The sequence below is a fragment of the Arcicella sp. genome (assembly GCF_964672035.1).
Window position 1 is genome coordinate 77,872 of record NZ_CBABQS010000001.1, and the last position, 18,690, is coordinate 96,561.

Annotated in this window: 15 protein-coding genes; 9 read left to right on the forward strand and 6 right to left on the reverse strand. The window is 36.8% G+C overall.

Annotation, left to right across the window (positions count from 1 at the left end):
* Positions 1-220: 220 nt before the first annotated feature.
* Positions 221-3,025, reverse strand: coding sequence for an outer membrane beta-barrel protein (locus tag AC1W31_RS00350; RefSeq protein ID WP_481732397.1), 2,805 nt, complete (start codon positions 3,023-3,025; stop codon positions 221-223).
* A gap of 429 nt (positions 3,026-3,454) precedes the next feature.
* Here AC1W31_RS00350 and rpsL point away from each other — a divergent pair, with 429 nt between their 5' ends.
* From rpsL to AC1W31_RS00365, 3 genes are all read left to right on the forward strand, one after another.
* Positions 3,455-3,877, forward strand: coding sequence for a 30S ribosomal protein S12 (rpsL, locus tag AC1W31_RS00355; RefSeq protein WP_481732398.1), 423 nt, complete (start codon positions 3,455-3,457; stop codon positions 3,875-3,877).
* A gap of 131 nt (positions 3,878-4,008) precedes the next feature.
* The gene (gene rpsG / locus AC1W31_RS00360; protein ID WP_481732399.1) at positions 4,009-4,479 is read left to right on the forward strand and encodes a 30S ribosomal protein S7; all 471 of its coding nucleotides are present in this window, start codon (positions 4,009-4,011) and stop codon (positions 4,477-4,479) included.
* A 124-nt stretch (positions 4,480-4,603) separates the two neighbouring features.
* On the forward strand, positions 4,604-5,080 hold the full coding sequence (locus AC1W31_RS00365) for a DUF4293 domain-containing protein (protein ID WP_481732400.1): 477 nt from the start codon (positions 4,604-4,606) through the stop codon (positions 5,078-5,080).
* A 92-nt stretch (positions 5,081-5,172) separates the two neighbouring features.
* Here the strand turns inward: AC1W31_RS00365 and AC1W31_RS00370 are convergent, their stop codons facing one another.
* Positions 5,173-6,141 carry a KpsF/GutQ family sugar-phosphate isomerase gene (locus tag AC1W31_RS00370; protein WP_481732401.1) on the reverse strand — a complete coding sequence of 323 codons (969 nt, stop codon included), beginning with the start codon at positions 6,139-6,141 and terminating at the stop codon, positions 5,173-5,175.
* Positions 6,142-6,535: 394 nt separating this feature from the next.
* Here AC1W31_RS00370 and AC1W31_RS00375 point away from each other — a divergent pair, with 394 nt between their 5' ends.
* From AC1W31_RS00375 to AC1W31_RS00390, 4 genes are all read left to right on the forward strand, one after another.
* On the forward strand, positions 6,536-8,893 hold the full coding sequence (locus AC1W31_RS00375) for a RecQ family ATP-dependent DNA helicase (protein WP_481732402.1): 2,358 nt from the start codon (positions 6,536-6,538) through the stop codon (positions 8,891-8,893).
* 17 nt (positions 8,894-8,910) lie between these two features.
* On the forward strand, positions 8,911-10,191 hold the full coding sequence (gene purD, locus AC1W31_RS00380) for a phosphoribosylamine--glycine ligase (RefSeq protein ID WP_481732403.1): 1,281 nt from the start codon (positions 8,911-8,913) through the stop codon (positions 10,189-10,191).
* A 24-nt stretch (positions 10,192-10,215) separates the two neighbouring features.
* On the forward strand, positions 10,216-12,030 hold the full coding sequence (locus AC1W31_RS00385; protein ID WP_481732404.1) for a PSP1 domain-containing protein: 1,815 nt from the start codon (positions 10,216-10,218) through the stop codon (positions 12,028-12,030).
* 124 nt (positions 12,031-12,154) lie between these two features.
* Positions 12,155-12,625, forward strand: a complete 471-nt coding sequence (locus AC1W31_RS00390; RefSeq protein ID WP_481732405.1) for a gliding motility lipoprotein GldH — start codon at positions 12,155-12,157, stop codon at positions 12,623-12,625.
* A 24-nt stretch (positions 12,626-12,649) separates the two neighbouring features.
* Here the strand turns inward: AC1W31_RS00390 and AC1W31_RS00395 are convergent, their stop codons facing one another.
* Together AC1W31_RS00395 and AC1W31_RS00400 are read right to left on the reverse strand one after the other, a co-directional pair.
* Positions 12,650-12,832: a hypothetical protein gene (locus AC1W31_RS00395; protein ID WP_481732406.1), complete on the reverse strand. Its 183-nt coding sequence runs from the start codon at positions 12,830-12,832 to the stop codon at positions 12,650-12,652.
* Positions 12,833-12,930: 98 nt separating this feature from the next.
* Positions 12,931-14,106, reverse strand: coding sequence for an MFS transporter (locus AC1W31_RS00400; RefSeq protein WP_481732407.1), 1,176 nt, complete (start codon positions 14,104-14,106; stop codon positions 12,931-12,933).
* A 163-nt stretch (positions 14,107-14,269) separates the two neighbouring features.
* Between AC1W31_RS00400 and AC1W31_RS00405 the strand changes: the two genes are divergently transcribed.
* Positions 14,270-14,944 carry a hypothetical protein gene (locus AC1W31_RS00405; RefSeq protein ID WP_481732408.1) on the forward strand — a complete coding sequence of 225 codons (675 nt, stop codon included), beginning with the start codon at positions 14,270-14,272 and terminating at the stop codon, positions 14,942-14,944.
* Positions 14,945-15,219: 275 nt separating this feature from the next.
* Here AC1W31_RS00405 and AC1W31_RS00410 read toward each other — a convergent pair whose 3' ends face one another.
* Positions 15,220-16,026 (reverse strand): hypothetical protein, encoded by an 807-nt coding sequence (locus tag AC1W31_RS00410; protein ID WP_481732409.1) that lies wholly within the window; start codon positions 16,024-16,026, stop codon positions 15,220-15,222.
* 347 nt (positions 16,027-16,373) lie between these two features.
* On the opposite strand from AC1W31_RS00410, the gene AC1W31_RS00415 reads away from it, so the two are divergent.
* Entirely contained in the window at positions 16,374-16,649 is a 276-nt protein-coding gene (locus tag AC1W31_RS00415; protein WP_481732410.1) for a hypothetical protein, read from the forward strand.
* A gap of 79 nt (positions 16,650-16,728) precedes the next feature.
* On the opposite strand, the gene AC1W31_RS00420 is transcribed toward AC1W31_RS00415, so the two are convergent.
* Positions 16,729-18,492 (reverse strand): ABC transporter ATP-binding protein, encoded by a 1,764-nt coding sequence (locus AC1W31_RS00420; RefSeq protein WP_481732411.1) that lies wholly within the window; start codon positions 18,490-18,492, stop codon positions 16,729-16,731.
* Positions 18,493-18,690: the final 198 nt, after the last annotated feature.

An 18,690-nucleotide genomic window follows, 5' to 3' on the forward strand; every position in this document is an offset into this window, starting at 1 on the left:
TTGATAATTAAACGTTAAACATTCTTTTTCCGTGGCTGTCATCCTCACCAGATATTGTGCTAAAAAAACACGAGCCTTTAAATTATCAGTTAATTAATAATTAAGATTACTCATATTTTTGCTTTCCTATGATGTCAGGTGAGGGACGCCGTGCTAAGGGAATAGTGTTGCTCTACCAACCAGGGAAATGGTAATCCATATTTCGTATAAATAACCCCCATCACTCCTTCCAATATTTTTTCAAATTATAGCCAAAACTCAACATAAAATATTGTTGAAGAACATTTGATTGTGTGTCCTCGATGTAATTGGTAGTGATATTTCGTTGAATACTGGTATTTTGTTTCAACAAATCAAAGACTGAAAGACGAATTTCACCCGATTGATTTTTGAATATTTTCTTCGCAATCGCCATGTTCCAAAGTGTATATTTTTGGTTGAAACTTGACGACAATCCCGAGTAAGAATAATAAGTAGCATCGGTATTGAGAACAAATCCATTTCCGATAATAAAATTAAACCTAATCTTTAAATTTTGATTAAAATACTGATTATTTAAACTCGAAGAAAGCGTATTTTGGACTGAGTTAAAATTAGAATTAGATGAAATCGTAAAGTCAAGTTTTGTACTGATATTACTACTCAAAACCAAGCCAAACGAATAGCGTTGCCCATCGGAATAGTTTAATTGATTGTTATTTAAACCGGGTGTACGAGTAAAATTTGTGGTAAAATTGGAGTTGATATTCGACTTAATGAACTTTAATGGAAAACCATAAGACAAAAATCCTCTGACTGAATATTGACCATCCAAATTAACGGGGCGAGATAATTGCGAACCCGTTTTTAGTATGATATTGTGGTCAAAAATGGTATCTTTGGAAGCAATAAAATTGCTATTTGTGATGTTGGCTTTTACGACATTACCGCTCATTAAAGCCACAAAATTGGAAAAATTTGTTTGACTTGTGGACGTATATCGCAGTGAAAACTGATGCTGATATTCTTGCGAAAGCGCTGAGTTTCCCGTTGAAAGTCGGAGTGGATTATTATTATTTACCACTTCCTGTAATTGAGAAATAGAAGGCTGTTGCGTTTGAGTTTGATAGTTGAATCGAAGCGATTTTGCTTTGCTGCCTATATTATAACGTACTGAAAATGAAGGTAGTACATTGTTGAAACTTTTGTCGAGATTGTATTTTTTGGGAAAAATCTGTTCATTAATCAAATTAGCATTTTGGTATCTAACTTCCGTAGAAATTTGTAAATCTTTGGAATTATAACGATAGCCTGTTCCAATTTTATAATTGTAATAATCACTATTAAAAACGTTGCTCAAAAGCGTATCCAAACGATTATAGGTTTGTTGAGAATCGGAAAAATTATAAGAATATTTTTCCGATTGGTTTTCATTATACCCAAAACTGGTACTGACAAATACGAAACTTTTTTTGCTTAAAGGTTCTGAATAATACAAACTTGAGGTAATTCCCCAACCGTTTGCATTGGTAATGGCATCTTGATTTAGGATTTTTGAAGATGGATTGGCACCATAAAAATTATTGACTGATTTCAATAATCTATCCGCTTCCCGATTGTTATAAGTAGTGGTTAAATTGAAGGTCAGCGAACGCCCAATTTTAGCAAATCTACGTCTAAATAAAAGATTATTCGAGAAATTTATGGCGTAATTATTACTAACACTATTATTAACTACATCATTAAGTTTTTGCGTTTTCAGGGCAGTAACTCCCGCATATCCAGAATTTAAGTCTGTATTTTGAACGCTCAAATTGGGAGTCATTACCAAAGAATTTCTGTCATCAATTTTGTATTCTAACCTAAAATACGCCCGATGATTTAAACTTTTTGAAAAGGAATTACTACCTTCTGTATAAGTTTGACCCGTGTTTGTGCTTTGAATATATTGCTGAAAAGTATTTTCTACAATTGAATTTGTGGCTTGATTAAGGAAATAACTGCCCTGAAACTTCAACTTCGTTCCCCACTCATTCGAATAGTTTAATCCCAAAGCGTTAGTTGTATTATAGCCAGGTTGATTATTTACTAAAAAATTGCCCGAATTGTCCGTTCCGCCGCCTGCTTGTCCTCCGCCTCCACGATTTCCACCGCCGCCACCTCTCCGGGTTTGAGCCGAACCAGAAGCTACGCCTAATAAATCTTCGGAAGAAAAATTTTGTATGTTAATATTATTGGCCTGAAAAAGAGCCGTGAAGCGACTATTGCCCTTAAACCGGTTGATACTGGCATTCACTTTATAAGTATCATTTGAGCCAATTCCAGCCGAATTACGCCCGAAAATACCATTGCGCATATCTGGGCGAGTGGTGATATTGACCGTTTTGGTAGTATTGCCATCGTCCAATCCAGTCAGTTGCGATTGTTCACTGAGTTGGTCAAATACTTGAATTTTATCAATCACTTCAGAGGGAATATTTTTGAGAGCCGCCGTAGCATCTTTGCCAAAAAATAGCTTACCATCAATCATTACCTGTTTCACTTCATCGCCTTGAATTTGCAATTTTCCGTTTTCCATTACCGCTCCAGGCAGTTTTTCCATCAATTCATCCGCATTGGCATCGGGATTAACTTTAAAGGCTTTGGCATTGAATTGAAGCGTATCCAACTTTTGTATCGTAGCTGCCACCTGCCCAATCACCTTCACTTCGTCGAGTTGTTGACTATTTTCTTCTAAAAAAATGGTGGATATATTGTAGGTAGAATCCGTGGAGATGGTAATATTTTGTCGAGATTCTTGGTAACCCAAAAAACTCACCCGAAGCGAATAATTTCCGTGATTAATTCCTAAAAATTTAAATTTTCCAATACCATCGGTAGGAACGGTTTTTCTCTTGGAAGAATCAGTCATGTTGATAATACTCACGTAAGCACTTTTGAGTGTTTTTTGCGTAAGAATTTCCCGAACTTCCCCAACGATAGCTGATTGGGCAAATAAGCTATTTGAGATGATGATTAGGTTTACGAGTAAAAGTGTTTTTTTCATTTTCATAAAAAGTATGAACGCTGAGTATCAATTAAATGGGTTGAGGTCAATGATAAAAATGGGTTTTATTTATACGAACAAATATAACCTTAGAATCAGGTAAATATTTAGATTATGACAATTTTAAACTCGTACAGTTTAATCAATTTTTAAATATTTAATAATTTTTGTTGCGAAATACCCTAATTAATAGACCAATAGGCAATCTTTCACGAGATATAATCATAAAACCTTGAGAAACAGAATAAAACCATCAGATTTCTTTTTGATTATCAGATAATACTCGTAATTTTGCACCCCTGATTTCAGTCAGTTATGAAATGTGAACGGGCGGAGTACCGCTTAGTGATTTGTGCGTATTTGCAATCACTCACAAATCACAAACTCAATACTATCAGGGAATGTGTATCTCAAATAAAACAATACAAAATGCCAACTATACAGCAGTTAGTAAGAAACGGCAGAGAGCAATTGACTTTTAAATCAAAGTCTCCAGCCTTAGATTCTTGTCCACAACGTCGTGGTGTGTGTACGAGGGTTTATACAACTACGCCAAAGAAGCCAAACTCGGCTATGCGTAAAGTAGCCCGTGTACGTTTAACCAACGGTAAAGAAGTAAACGCCTATATTCCAGGTGAAGGACACAATTTGCAAGAACACTCAATCGTATTGATTCGTGGTGGTCGTGTAAAAGATTTACCAGGTGTACGTTACCATATTATCCGTGGTGCATTAGATACTTCAGGAGTAAGTGGTCGTCGTCAGCGTCGTTCGAAATACGGTGCAAAACGTCCTAAGCCAGGTGCAGTAGTAGCACCAGTAAAAGGTGGAAAAGGCGGTAAAAAGAAATAATTATGAATTATAAATTATGAATTATAAGTGTTTAAACTAATTCATGACTCATAACTCACAATTAAAAAAAACAGTCCAGTATGCTCAGTTAAGGCAGAAGATGGGCTAAACTTAAAAAATTAACAAAGACAATGAGAAAGTCAAAACCAAAGAAAAGATACGTGTTGCCTGATCCTAAATTTAAGGATGTAATGGTAACGAAGTTTGTAAATAATTTGATGTATGATGGTAAAAAATCAACGGCATTCACGATTTTTTACGGTGCATTAGACAAAGTTGAAGATAGAACGAAGGAGAAAAACGGTTTAGAGCTTTTCAAGAAAGCTTTAAATAATGTTATGCCAACGGTAGAGGTTAAATCTCGCCGTGTGGGTGGAGCTACGTTTCAAGTACCAACGGAAGTTCGTGCTGACCGCAAGTTGTCAGTAGGGATGAAATGGTTAATTCTTTACGCTCGTAAGCGTGGTGACAAGACTATGATCGACCGTTTGGCTAATGAAATCATGGCAGCCGCAAAAGGTGAAGGTGCAGCAGTAAAGAAGAAAGACGATACGCACCGTATGGCAGAAGCTAACAAAGCATTCTCTCACTTTAGATTCTAATTCAATTCATAACAACGAGATACACACGACAAAAAAAGCGAAGACCGAGAGGTTTTCGCTTTTTTTGTGTTGTATAGTTCTCGGAAGTTTCAGAACTTTGCGAAAACAAAACCTTTAAAATATTATGCTCCAACGAATTCAAACTTTATTATTAGCCGTCGTGGCGATTGCGATGTTGGCGGTAACGGCTTTACCAATTTGGGAAAAAAGTAGTGCTACTTTAAATGAAAAAGTCACCCTCACTTCTTTTGCTTTAGAATACTTCAAAGCCACTACTGCTGTGAGTAGTGCAAACACAATGGTAATTGTGATTTTATCAATTATTTCTGCTTGTATTGCTGCTTTTTCAATTACACAATACAAGAAAAGGATGCTCCAAATGACTTTGGGTTTGACTAATTCTATCTTAATTGCCGTTGTTTTAGGATACACTTTTTATCAGGTTTTCAAAGTAGGAATTCCGATGTTTGAGCCTGAAAATCAAGGGTCTTACGGGGCAGGATTCATTTCGGCAGTCGTGGCAATGTTGTGTAATATGATTGCAAATCGTTTTATCAGAAGAGACGAAATGTTAGTAAAATCGGCGGACAGAATGCGTTAGAGGGAGGTGGGAAATACGGAGGAATGGAGGAATGAAAATGGCAGAAATTATCTTTTTTTTCCTTCCTCCTTCCCTCCGTATTTCCCTTCCTCCTAAACCAAACCTTCTTTCAATAAATCGTGCAAGTGCACAAATCCTAAAGGTTTATTGTCTTGAATTACCACGAGTTGCGTGATATTTTTTTCCTGCATAATCTGTAATGCCTCCACTGCGTAGGCATCGGGTGAAATGGCTTTTGGTGAAATAGTCATAATATCTTTAGCCGTTAATCCCGCAACATTGTCATATTGATTTAACATTCTTCGCACGTCTCCATCCGTAATTATTCCTGCCAATTCTTTATTTTCCTTCAAAACCGCTGTTGCTCCCAAACGTTTTGAACTGATTTCAATGATTGTCTCTTTGACCGTCGAAGATTCCTGAACTACTGGTAATTCATGATTAGGATAAATATCCGAAACTTTCAAATACAATTTCTTGCCCAATGCGCCCCCAGGATGATACTTGGCAAAGTCGTGACTATCAAATCCTCGGCATTCGATTAAACACACTGCCAAGGCATCTCCCAAGGCTAATGCAACGGTTGTGCTGATGGTGGGAGCAAGGTTTAAGGAATCTGCCTCACGTTCGGCGAGTGCATGAAGAATAAAATCTGCATTTTTTCCGAGATAAGAACTTGGATTTGAAACCATTGCGATTAATTTTGTTCCAGTCCTTTTGATAAGGGGTACTAAAACTTTAATTTCGGGCGTATCACCAGACCTTGAAATGCACATGACAGTATCCCCTTTTTGAATCATTCCTAAATCGCCGTGAATGGCATCAGCAGCGTGCATGAATAGTGAGGGTGTTCCAGTTGAATTAAGCGTCGCTACTATCTTTTGAGCAATAATTGCCGATTTTCCAACACCCGTAATTACGAAGCGTCCAGAAGAGCTAAGTAGGTGATTTACACATGATTCAAATTCAGAATCAATCAACGGAACAATTTTTAGGATTGAATTTGCTTCATCTTCTAAAACTTTTTTTGCAGTTGATTGAATATTTTTTATTAATTTCAATGTACGAAGTATTTTTGATTGAATGATTTTTTACTGATTTCACTACAAAGATAACAAATAACAATGCCCGTAATATCAATATTTAATGGTTTACTTGTTTCAATAAATCAATGATGAATACAAGCGTTAAACTTGTCGAGCCAAACCAAGATTTTACGTCAGACTTTACTTTTGTTCATAATGAAAGAAAAATATTTGATGTAAAGCCTTATTTAGAATATGGAGTATTTAGAGAATTAAAAGATTCAAGTCTTTTAATTCTCTAAAACATTTTCTGGGAACGGGTCAATGGCAAAATGAACAAGATTTTTGTCCAGACTCTTTATATTTAGAGCGAACAAAATTAATCAACCACCAAATACTTTATTTATAACCTCAATTAAGATTGAATAAAATGACTGTTACCAAAGAAACCGCCGATATGTTGAAAGAGAAATTGAAAGAGACTTTCGGTTTTTCACAGTTCCGGGGTGAACAAGAAGCTATTATCCAGAACACCCTCATGGGTGAGAACACCTTCGTCATCATGCCCACTGGGGCAGGAAAATCACTTTGCTATCAAATGCCGGCCATTGCGATGGAAGGAACTGCTATCGTGATTTCACCTTTGATTGCCTTGATGAAAAATCAGGTAGATCAAATGAATGCTTTTGGTATTAATGCTCAATTTCTAAACTCATCTTTGAATCGGGCAGAAATGACCAAAGTCAAAAATGCAGTGGTGAAAGGGGAAGTAAAACTACTCTATATCGCTCCTGAATCACTGACGAAGGAATCTAATCTATCCTTTCTTAAAGAAGCTAAAATCTCTTTTGTTGCGATTGATGAAGCCCATTGTATTTCAGAATGGGGACATGATTTCCGTCCTGAATATCGCCGAATCAGAAGTATCGTTGAGAGTATGGATAAAAATTTGCCAATTATTGCCCTCACCGCAACGGCAACGCCAAAAGTTCAACAGGATATTCAGAAAAACTTGAATCTTGACGATGCCAAACTTTTCAAATCATCTTTCAACCGTAAGAATCTTTACTACGAAATTCGGGCGAAACGTGATGATATTGATAAACAGATTATTAAGTATATCAAAACTAATCACGGTAAGTCGGGAATTATCTATTGCTTAAGTCGTAAGAAAGTTGAAGAAATTGCTAACTTGTTGGTAGTTAATGGTGTAAAAGCTCTTCCATATCATGCAGGCTTGGATTCTGATGTGCGAATGGCAAATCAAGAGGCTTTCTTGAATGAAGAAACCGAAGTAATGGTTGCCACAATTGCCTTTGGAATGGGTATTGATAAACCAGATGTTCGTTTCGTGATTCACTACGATGCCCCAAAATCTTTGGAAGGATATTACCAAGAAACAGGTCGTGCGGGTCGTGATGGATTGGAAGGAACTTGTATCATGTTTTATGCGAAAGAAGACATTACAAAACTTGATAAATTCAACAAAGATAAAACCATCGTTGAACGTGATACAGCCCGAATGCTACTTCACGAAATGGTACATTATGCGGGTTTAGGCACGTGTCGCCGCCGTCAATTAATGAACTATTTTGGTGAATACATGGACAAAGACTGCGGTTTTTGTGATAATTGTAACAAACCAACGCCAAAATATAAAGCCGAAGAAGCCGTAGTTTTAGCCTTGAAAACGGTTGAATTAACGGGCGAAAGCTATGATGCTCAACATATTGCGGATATTTTGATGGGCTATAAAAGCCAAAATGTTGGCACACAAGACCATCAAACCATTGTAACTTTTGGAGAAGCAAAGCAATATTTTAAATTATCAGCGGATGAGGATGAAGACGATGATGATGACGATGATGATGACGCAGAATTTTCGGACGACGAGGATGAGGACGGAAATCCAATTCCAAAACCAAAGGCAAAAGCCAAGAAAGCACCCAAAGCAAAAGGTAGAAAAAGTGCCGAGCCTGAACCAATCGAACAATGCGTTTCGATGGTGCGTCAGATTGCTATTTTAGGATTTTTGGAGAAAGACGTTGAGAATTATGGTATTTTGAAATTATCGGAAAAAGGACGAGATTATATCAAAGATTCGTTTCCATTAACCCTTTCAAAAGATCACGATTACGACAATGAAAAGATAATTGAAGACGAAGAAAAGGAAGCAGCAGGGGGCGGAGGTTCGCATGATGTTGCTTTATTTGAATTGCTAAAAAATCTTCGTAAGAAATTAGCCAAAGAGAAAAACTTGCCTCCTTACGTAATTTTCCAAGACCCATCTTTGGAAGAAATGGCCACTACTTATCCAACCACCAAAGATGATATGGCAAATATCAACGGTGTAGGAATGGGAAAAGTAGTAAAATTTGGTCGCCAGTTCATTGATTTGATTAAAAAATACGTTGATGATAATGAGATAGAAACGGCTTCGGAAGTTGTGGTAAAATCAGCGGTAAATAAATCAAAAATCAAGATTCATATTATCCAACAAGTGGATAGAAAAGTTGACTTAGATATCATCGGTGAGCAGAAAGAATTGGGTATGGCCGAACTCATCGAAGAGATTGAGCATATTTGTTATTCTGGAACAAAATTGAACTTGGATTATTATATCAACCAAGTAATTGAGCCTGATAAACAAGAAGAAATCTATGAATATTTCATGGATTCTGATACAGATAGCATTGCTATTGCCATGGAAAAATGTGATATTGAAGATATTACGGAAGAAGAATTAAGGCTGATGAGAATTAAGTTTTTGAGTGAAATGGCTAATTAATAGAGATAATTTAATAAATGAATACACTAATATTAGGTTCGGGCGGACGTGAACACGCTTTTGCATGGAGAATAGCCCAAAGCCCACTTTGTGATAAATTATTTGTTGCTCCGGGGAATGCTGGAACAGCGCAAGTTGCCACTAATTTATCAATTGGATATAATGATTTTGAAAAAATTGCAGAAGCCGTTATTTCAAACCAAATTGAACTCGTCATCGTGGGCCCGGAAGAACCTTTGGTGAAAGGTATTCGTGATTATTTTCAGTCGAGAGAAGATTTGAAAAACGTATTAATGGTGGGTCCCGATTCAAAAGGAGCTATGTTGGAAGGTTCAAAGGATTTCTCTAAGAATTTCATGGTAAAATACGGAATTCCAACGGCAAAATCTGAGACGTTTACCAAAGATACTTTGCAAGAAGGCTTAAATTATCTTGATACTCAAAAACTCCCCATCGTATTAAAAGCCGATGGACTTGCTGCAGGAAAAGGCGTGATTATTGCTTTGACTTTAGACGAAGCCAAAGAATCATTGACTGAAATGTTGGTAGATGCCAAATTTGGCGATGCCAGTAGTAAGGTAGTTATTGAGGAATTTTTAACTGGAATTGAGTTGTCAGTTTTTGTTTTAACGGACGGAAAATCGTATAAAATTCTGCCAGAAGCCAAAGACTATAAACGTATTGGTGAAGGAGATACAGGATTGAATACGGGTGGAATGGGAGCGGTTTCTCCCGTGCCATTTGCCAGCGAAAAATTCATGAAAGCTGTTGAAAGTGAGGTAATTATCCCCACAATTGAAGGCTTGAAAAAAGAAGGAATTGATTATAATGGATTCATCTTTATTGGTTTAATGAACCACGAAGGTGAACCCCAAGTAATTGAATATAACGCTCGTATGGGCGATCCTGAAACGGAAGTAGTTTTGCCAAGAATAGAATCTGATTTTATGTCATTGATGATTGCGACGGCTAAAGGCGAATTACACGAAACAGAATTGACTATTAGCAAACAACACGCCGTTACGACCGTAGTAGTGGCGGGCGGTTATCCTGGCGATTACAAAAAAGGCGATGTTATTGTGGGTTATGATTCAATTACGGATGCTAATATTTTCCACGCAGGAACAAAATTAGAGGGTAAATTAGTGGTAACCAATGGAGGGCGAGTAATGGTACTTACAGGTATGTCTAACACGCTTGAGATGGCTATTCAAAAATCGCAAAAAGCCGCTCATGATGTGCTTTTTGATGGAAAATACTATCGCAAGGATATTGGGTTGGATGTGTTGAGGTATTAGTTAGCCTTAAAAATAAATAAAATTATGGGATGTAAGTCGTGTTCTTCGGGAAGCTGTGGAACTAAAAATAAAGAAGACGGAAAGAAAGTTGGTGGTTGCGAAAACAATGGTGCTTGTGGCACGGGTGGTTGTAACAAAATGAATGTATTTGACTGGTTGTCGAATATGGATGTGCCAACTTTTAGTAAATATAATGTCGTAGAAGTAAAATTTAAAGGTGGACGTAAGGAATATTTCCGAAATGTAAATCAGGTTGAATTGTATTCTGGTGACCCCGTGATTGTAGATGTTCCGAGTGGGCATCACTTGGGATTTGTGTCTTTGCAAGGTGAATTAGTGCGTTTGCAATTGCTCAAAAAAGGCATTAAAGATAACGACGAAATCAAGACAATTTATAGAAAAGCTAACGATAAAGACCTTGAAAAACATGAGCAAGCCGTTGCTCGTGATTACCCAACGATGTATCGTTCTCGTGAAATTGTTAAGGAATTAAAACTGAATATGAAACTTTCGGATGTGGAATTTCAGTCTGATAATACCAAAGCTATTTTTTATTATTCTTCTGATGACCGTGTAGATTTCCGTGAATTAATCAAAACACTGGCGGGCGAATTTAAAGTCAGAATTGAGATGAAGCAAATTTCGCTTCGTCAAGAGGCGGGTCGTGTGGGTGGAATTGGGGTTTGTGGACGTGAATTATGCTGTTCTACTTGGCTTACTGACTTCAAAAACGTGACTACTTCGGCGGCTCGTTATCAAAATCTTTCCTTAAATCCTGTAAAACTTTCTGGGCAATGTGGGCGTTTAAAATGCTGTTTGAATTATGAATTAGAGACCTATATGGATGCTCTGAAAGATATCCCGACTATTGAAAAACCGCTTCAAACCATCAAAGGTGACGCTTTTTTGCAAAAAACTGATATTTTCAAACGCATCATGTGGTTTGGATATAGAGGCGAAGAAAGCAACTGGATTCCTATAACGGTGGATAGAGTTCAAGAGATTTTGGCCTTGAATGCCAAAGGTGAAAGACCACAAACGATTGATGGGGCGGAATCAGCAAAAATTGAGTTAGAATTAGAAAAAGGTTCGGGTCCATTGAATGCTGATTTGGATAAAATGGATAGAAAATATGGCGGAGGTAAAAAGAAATTTGAAAAACCTAAGTTCGATCGTCCAGATTTTAAGCAAGAACGAAAAGAATTTGTACGTCCAGAAAGAAAAGATTTTAAGCCAAATCAAAGTAATCAACGTCCCGAAAGAAAAGATTTTAAACAAGAACCCAAAACGGATATTAATAAGCCGCAAACGGTAAATGTACCAGCAAATCAACCAGTTAATAAAGTTCAAGGGGATACCCCACATGGACAAAAAGGGAATCAAAGACAACCGCAGGGACAGAAAGGTAATAAGCCTAATCCAAATCAGCCACGTCCGCAGGGACAGGCAGTGAATGGTGAAGGCCAACAACCAAAACCTCAGCAAAATCAGCCACGCCCGCAAGGAAATGGTGGACAACAGCCAAAACCACAAAACGCACAAGGACAGCAGACGAATGGAGAAGGGCAACAGCCAAAACCACAAAATCAACCACGTCCACAAGGGCAAGGACAACCAAAACAGCAGAATCAGCCACGTCAGCAAGGGAATGGGCAAGGGCAACCGAAACCACAAAATCAGCCACGTCCGCAAAGTCAGCAGGTAGAAGGGGAAGGGGAAAAACAACAAGGACAACCCAAACCGCAACGCCCTCAAAATCAGCAGGGTGGCGGAAATAAAAATAATCAAAAGCCTAATAATACGCCCCCTCCTGAGAATAAGGGAGGAGAGGCTTCTTAATATTTAGTAATTCTCAATAAATAATGTTCAATGTTCAAGTAAAAATTGCAATCCGAATTTACTTGAATATTGAGCATTGAACATTGAGAATTATTTTTGTTTTAACGATCATAAAATAAAAATAATGACTCGCTTATTCGGCATACTTTTATTGACTTTTCTCTTCCTCTCATCGTGCGATACAAACACGATTTTGAAGGACAATTATGATATTTTCGAGGCAAAATGGTTTATAAAGGATTCTCCTTCTTTTACTTTTGAAGTAACGGATATTTCAGCTACTTATAATGTCTTTTATAACGTTAGAAATAATAGAAATTATCTCTATCATAATCTCTATTTGACGCATTATTTAACCGCTCCAAATGGGAAAATAGTGCACCAACATTTAGACGAAATTATTCTTTTTGACCCCATTACGGGCAAACCTTCAGGCGAAGGATTGGGCGATATTTATGACCATAAAGTGTTGGCTTTCAAGGATTTTAAATTTTCTGAAAAAGGAAAATATAAGATAAAAATCAGTCAATATATGCGTCAAAATCCGTTGTTGGATATTGTGAGTGCGGGTTTTACGATTGAGAAAAATAAGTAATTTTGTTTTGTAAAATTACATAAATCACTCTCTTTTCGACTTAACCATCAACCCAATCTCTCTTATCAATAAACTACTCAATGCTCCAATGGCAAATATTGAGATAAATTGAATTATTCGGATATTTTCATTCCCCGTTAATCTTGAATAATTTCCGACTGATATCATAAGTAATACAGCAATTAGGACTCTACGTCTGTTTTTCATTTTATGTATGTTTAGTTCGTAAATACTTGATTGTCAAAAACTTAATTTGAAATTAATGGAATTGTGCGAATAATCAAAATGATTCTAAAAGCTTAATTTTACTCGTTAACTATTATTTTATTTTTGACTAACATAGCGAATAAACCCAATATCGGTCCAATAGCAAGAAATACAAATAAATACTCATTATTGACGATTTCGGTAAGTCTGCCAAATAATTGAATACTAATGATGGTCAATGAAAAACCGAAGCAATTTGTAATGGTTAATAAAGTTCCTTTGCTTTCAACTGGGGCATTTTGAGCAACCAATGTTGAAAATAATGGAGAGTCCGCTATGACGACCATTCCCCAAAAAAGTAAGAAAAAGAACAGCAAATATACGTTTGCATAGGTGAGAAATATGGGAGAGACAAGGCAACAGCAAGTGGATAAAAACAAGGCTGAAACGGCCACTTTTTTAGGGCCAAAATATTGAGAAAGATAACCGCTAATTATACAAGCAGCTGAACCAGAAGCAATTATGATAAATGACCACTGAGAAACATCGATTTCGGTTAAATGATTTTTAGTTTTATAGGTCAAAATTAAGGCGGGTAAAAATGCCCAAAAAGTGTATAATTCCCACATATGACCAAAATATCCTAAAGCTGGCTTTCGGAAATTTTGAATGTTAAAACCCTTTGAAATTGCCCCAAAATCTATCTTCTTACTAATCGTTGAAAACTCTCCTTTGGGTACAAAAAGTACCATCATCAAACCTCCCAAAACCGAAAGGCTTGAAGTCGAAAATAACATAAATTTCCACGAATAGTTGGTGTTAAAACCTTTCAAAAAATGCGGGAAAGCCGTCCCCAATACTAAAGCTCCCACTAACAATCCCAGCGATTTTCCCAGCCCTTTTTGGTAATGGTCAGAAGCAATTTTCATGCCTACGGGATAAATTCCCGCTAAGAAAAAGCCTGTCAGGAAGCGTGAAACGAGTAAAATTGCTTCATTCGTATTTAAAAGTATGATACTAATATTACAAATTGCGGCCAATAAAGAACACACAAAAAATATCCGAGTTGCTACAAATCTATCAACAATTCCAGCAAGGGCAAAAGCGAAAGTCCCCGTGATAAATCCAAACTGAACGGCACTAATAAAATGGGCAAGATTGTTGGATTGGAGATGAAAGTGTTGGGCTAAATCGGGTAAAATGGCGTTTCCCGCAAACCACAGAGAAGTACAGAAAAATTGGGAAATAACAATAATGGGTAAGACTCTTTTCATGCAGGAAATTTATGAATTATAGGGATAAGATGAAACAAAAAAGCCAAATTTAGTCGTTTTCAGTGCAAATTTGGCTTTTTTGTTCACTTATTTTGAGGGTAAGTAAACGTTTGATCGTAAATATTGTCTTAATTTCAATGATACTTTTATAAAAATAGACAGCATGACATTTTATTTCCCAAAACTAAGCTTTATTTTATTTTTACTGACAACCAATTTGATTTTTGGGCAAATCGACTCACTACAACTGTCAGAAAGAAAGTTAATTAAGCAAAAACCCAATTTCGTTATCAATGCCGATTTCCGACAAACATTCGTAAAAAACTCACCAATCACCATTTATGGAGCGTATGCGGGACTTCGTTTCAAGAATAAACACTTATTTTCTATCGGTTATTACACGCTTACGGATTCATCCAAACAGAAATTCAGAACCCAAAATCAAAAACAGGCAGCTCCCACAGCGCCGCCACAACAAGTAAGTGGAGAGGTTTCGCTTTGGTTTGCAAGTTTGGGTTACACCCGCACAATTTATAACGGTAATATTTTCAAGATAGATATTCCCATTGAAATTGGCATTGGCGAAGGCTCTGTTGGTATTTATGATGCCGATGGAAAACTGTTGAGACTTACCTCTGGCAATGTTTTCCCCTTGCAAGCAGGTATCTCCACAACGGTAAAATTAACACGGTGGTTTGGTGTACATTTACAAGCAGGAAATCGAGAAATTCTGGGGAAATCACTTTTCCAAAATCAATATAGCGGATTATATTATACGTTTGGAATTAACCTAAATTTTGGAACAATTTATCGGGATTTTGTTCAGGGGACGGATTGAAATTGGTTGGGATTTGTGCTTATCTTCGAGCGTATAAAATTAAAGCTCTGTCATTGCGAGGAACAAAGCAATCTGTTGGATTGATGCGAAATAGTTTGACATTTTCTTCTCGTAAGCGAACAGATTGCTTCGTGTCTCACAATGACAGAAATCCTGCCGTTTCTCCATAGACTATTGTAGTAATGATTATTCCCAAAATCGACTCGTTTTTTTTCAATTATCGAGTTGCTTATGCACCATGTCTGATGGGACACCAGCCACGGAAACAGGGACATTTAAACCTCATTTAATTTATAATTTTTCTTCAATGTCACAATTAATCCATCACCTGTCTTTTTTAAGTCTTGTTTTAAGAAAATCAAACGGCTTCTTGAAGTGTTCAAATATTGAATATAACCCGCCAACTGCCGAAGTAAAAATTTATCATTTGAAAAGGTTAAGCTAATATTTTTATTAGGCTTATTTTTTACTTTCCACCCAAAATGTTTATCAGCGAAAGGGTCAAAAATCTGTACGGCAATGCGTTTATAACTATCTTGGTCAGACTTTTCACGTTCTTCTACCAAATTAATTGTTTTGATTTTTTGGTAGTAATTAATGATGCCATGTGCCGCATCCTGATTGCGAATAAGTCTGAACGATGCCGAATTTTTCATTTGTTCAAAAGTGCCTCCGTTATGGGCAAAAGTAACGTTGCGAGTGGCTAATTTGTCCCAATAATATAGTTTATCAAAATCTTTAATTGAAGCTGGATATTCCAACATTCCCATCAGCGAATCCATTTGGCCAATGCGCATTTTATGAAAAGTAGTTTGTTCGTCAATCAATTTGGCATCGTCTCTAAGGTCATTGATGATTGATTGAATGTACTGTTTTTCTAAATTATGTTCCACATAATCTTCACGTTCGGTATTCAGCAGAAAAGCAGCCATAACGGCTAAAAAAGGAAGAATGAATTCAAAAACATAATCTCGCCATGTCTTTTTCATTGATACCGCAATATTTCCAGATTTCCCCTGAGAAATTTCACTTGTTACATCTTCTTTTTCCTCTCTTGCAGAATCTTCATTAATTTCTTCCATAAATGTGTATTTGTTTAAAGAATTAGAAATATGAAATTACGATTTTTTTTTGTCCTGTGGCTGGTGTCCCACAAGACGTAGTGCGCAAGTAACACAAGTGTTTGATTAATTATGAATATTTTTTAAATTGGTTAGTTGCTTCCGCACGATGTCTGGTGAGACACAATCCACGGAGGCAGAGGCAGAATATTCTTCTTTTATTTACATTTGTTATCAAGCAGTTGTTTTCAACCATATTATTCGTAAATTTTATACAAAAGATTTTAACAAACAAAAGAATTTTAAATGAAAACGAGAAATAACTATGACAGATGCGATAAAAAGATTAATGGAATTTGTAGTAGCAAATGGAGGTGTTCCTAACTGTAGCAAAAAAAACGGGGTTAACAGAAAGTGTTTTCAACAATTATAAAAACCCTAAGCGAAAAAATGAAAATGTAGGAGGAGAAGTGCATGTTAAAATGAAAATGGCATTTCCTGAAACATATAGTTCTGATTATATCATCACAGGTGAGGATGAAATAGCTAAACTTAAAAAAGAGTTATTAAAAGAGAAGTCTGAAAGGTTAAAGTTACAAGAATTTTTTATTCAAAAAGAAATGGCTAAATCCAATTTTCAGTAGATTAATTTAAGTCAATTTCGCCTCGATTTATTATAATCGAGGCGAAATCGGTTTGGCAACTGTGTCGCAATTTTTATTTTTACTCCACCTCCAATAAATCCTTCTCCCCAACCTGTTGTCTCCACATGGCATAGTACAAGCCTTTGTTTTCTAAGAGTTCTTCGTGCGAGCCGTTTTCTACGATTCTGCCTTTTTCTAAGACAAAAATCTTCGTGGCGTGCATGATGGTGCTGAGACGGTGGGCAATTACGATAGTTAGGTGCGTTGTGCCTACGGATACGTCTCTGATGGTTTCTGAAATTTCTTCTTCCGTCAAAGAATCTAAAGAAGACGTTGCTTCGTCAAAAACTAAGAGATTTGGATTGCGTAATAATGCTCTGGCTATGCTCAAACGCTGTTTCTCTCCTCCTGATACCTTTACGCCACCTTCACCAATGACGGTATCTAAACCATTTTCAGCACGGTCTAAAAGGGTATGACAAGCGGATTTTCTCAGTACATCCAAACATTGTTCATCCGTAGCGGTTGGATTTACGAACAATAAATTTTCCCGAATTGTACCCGAAAATAACTGCGTATCTTGGGTAACAAAACCAATTCTTTCACGCAATTGGTCGAAATCTATTTCATCAAAATTGTGTCCGTTGTATAATATTTTTCCTTCTTTCGGGCGGTATAATCCCACCAATAATTTCACCAAAGTAGATTTTCCAGAACCCGATGGTCCCACAAAAGCAATGGTTTCGCCCCGTTCTGCCTTGAAAGTGATATTCTTCAATGCGTCTTTATTGGCAGATTGATGTTTAAATTTAACGCCTTGAAATTCAAGGGAATCAATGGTAATAACAGGATAAGGATTTTCGGGTTTCACTTCGATAGGAATCTGGAAAATCTTGTCAAAATTTTGGAGAGAAACTTCTGCTTCACGGTAAGTATTCACCACATTTCCAATTTCTTGAAGAGGGCCAAACAAGAAGAATGAGTAGATATTTAAGGAATAAAATTCACCAAAAGTGATTTTATTTTCATAAATCAAATAAATCAAAACCAAGGTTAACATGGCTCTCAAAAAATTCACACACGTACCTTGCACAAACGACATGGAACGTACATATTTTACTTTTTGAAGTTCTAATTTTAAGATTTTTTGGGTCGTAGAATTCAATTGAGCGATTTCTTGTTTTGCCAAACCCAATGATTTTACTAATTCAATATTTCGTAAAGATTCGGTCGTAGAACCCGCCAAACCCGTAGATTGCTTCACAATTTGGGTTTGAATAGTCTTGATTTTTTTACTCAAAACCGAGCTAATCCAAGCAATCAAAGGGCCTGTTGCCAAAAACAAAGGCAAAATCGACCAATGAACCGTAAAAGCATAAACCGAAATAAAAATCAAGGCAATTCCCGATTGAAAGAGGATATTAATACCCACCAAAATGAGTTTCTCAACGTCCGTTCTCACTTTTTGTAGAATTCCCAAGGTCTCACCCGACCGTTGGTCTTCAAAAGTTTCGTAGGGCAATTCTAAGGAGTGACCAATGCCATCTGCGTAGATTTGAGCGCCCACTCGTTGCGTAACCGTATTGATGTAATAATCCTGAAAATTCTTGGCAACCCGACTGACAAAAGCAACGCCAATTGAAGCGGCGGAAAGGGGAAGAATTGCCATCCAGAAATCGTGAGCAGTGTGCGTGTCCGAACGATAAACGGTTGCGACATCGTCAATTATTTTACGAAAAATAAAAGGGTCGAGCAGGGAGAAAATCTGATTGATGGCCGCCAACCCCAATGCTCCGAAAACGGTAAGCTTGTATTGTTTAAGATAACGTAAGAGTACTTTCATGATGGTTAATTTTGTGATTCTGTTTTAAATATATGAACAGATTTTTGTGTTAGGATTCGTCAGACGATTTCAAAAGTGAAGAGCATAAGCGCTTGAAATGGTCGAATAGTCTAAAAATGCGCTGATAAAGACTAATTATTTAACCTAAATCTTGAAAATATAGTTCTGATTGCGGAGAGGTCTTTAATTTATTGACCA

Coding starts and splice junctions, on each gene's coding strand:
- AC1W31_RS00350 (WP_481732397.1), bottom strand. CDS start 3,025: ATGAAAAAAACACTTTTACTCGTAAACCTAATCATCATCTCAAATAGC.
- rpsL (WP_481732398.1), top strand. CDS start 3,455: ATGCCAACTATACAGCAGTTAGTAAGAAACGGCAGAGAGCAATTGACT.
- rpsG (WP_481732399.1), top strand. CDS start 4,009: ATGAGAAAGTCAAAACCAAAGAAAAGATACGTGTTGCCTGATCCTAAA.
- AC1W31_RS00365 (WP_481732400.1), top strand. CDS start 4,604: ATGCTCCAACGAATTCAAACTTTATTATTAGCCGTCGTGGCGATTGCG.
- AC1W31_RS00375 (WP_481732402.1), top strand. CDS start 6,536: ATGACTGTTACCAAAGAAACCGCCGATATGTTGAAAGAGAAATTGAAA.
- purD (WP_481732403.1), top strand. CDS start 8,911: ATGAATACACTAATATTAGGTTCGGGCGGACGTGAACACGCTTTTGCA.
- AC1W31_RS00385 (WP_481732404.1), top strand. CDS start 10,216: ATGGGATGTAAGTCGTGTTCTTCGGGAAGCTGTGGAACTAAAAATAAA.
- AC1W31_RS00390 (WP_481732405.1), top strand. CDS start 12,155: ATGACTCGCTTATTCGGCATACTTTTATTGACTTTTCTCTTCCTCTCA.
- AC1W31_RS00395 (WP_481732406.1), bottom strand. CDS start 12,832: ATGAAAAACAGACGTAGAGTCCTAATTGCTGTATTACTTATGATATCA.
- AC1W31_RS00400 (WP_481732407.1), bottom strand. CDS start 14,106: ATGAAAAGAGTCTTACCCATTATTGTTATTTCCCAATTTTTCTGTACT.
- AC1W31_RS00405 (WP_481732408.1), top strand. CDS start 14,270: ATGACATTTTATTTCCCAAAACTAAGCTTTATTTTATTTTTACTGACA.
- AC1W31_RS00410 (WP_481732409.1), bottom strand. CDS start 16,026: ATGGAAGAAATTAATGAAGATTCTGCAAGAGAGGAAAAAGAAGATGTA.
- AC1W31_RS00415 (WP_481732410.1), top strand. CDS start 16,374: ATGGAGGTGTTCCTAACTGTAGCAAAAAAAACGGGGTTAACAGAAAGT.
- AC1W31_RS00420 (WP_481732411.1), bottom strand. CDS start 18,492: ATGAAAGTACTCTTACGTTATCTTAAACAATACAAGCTTACCGTTTTC.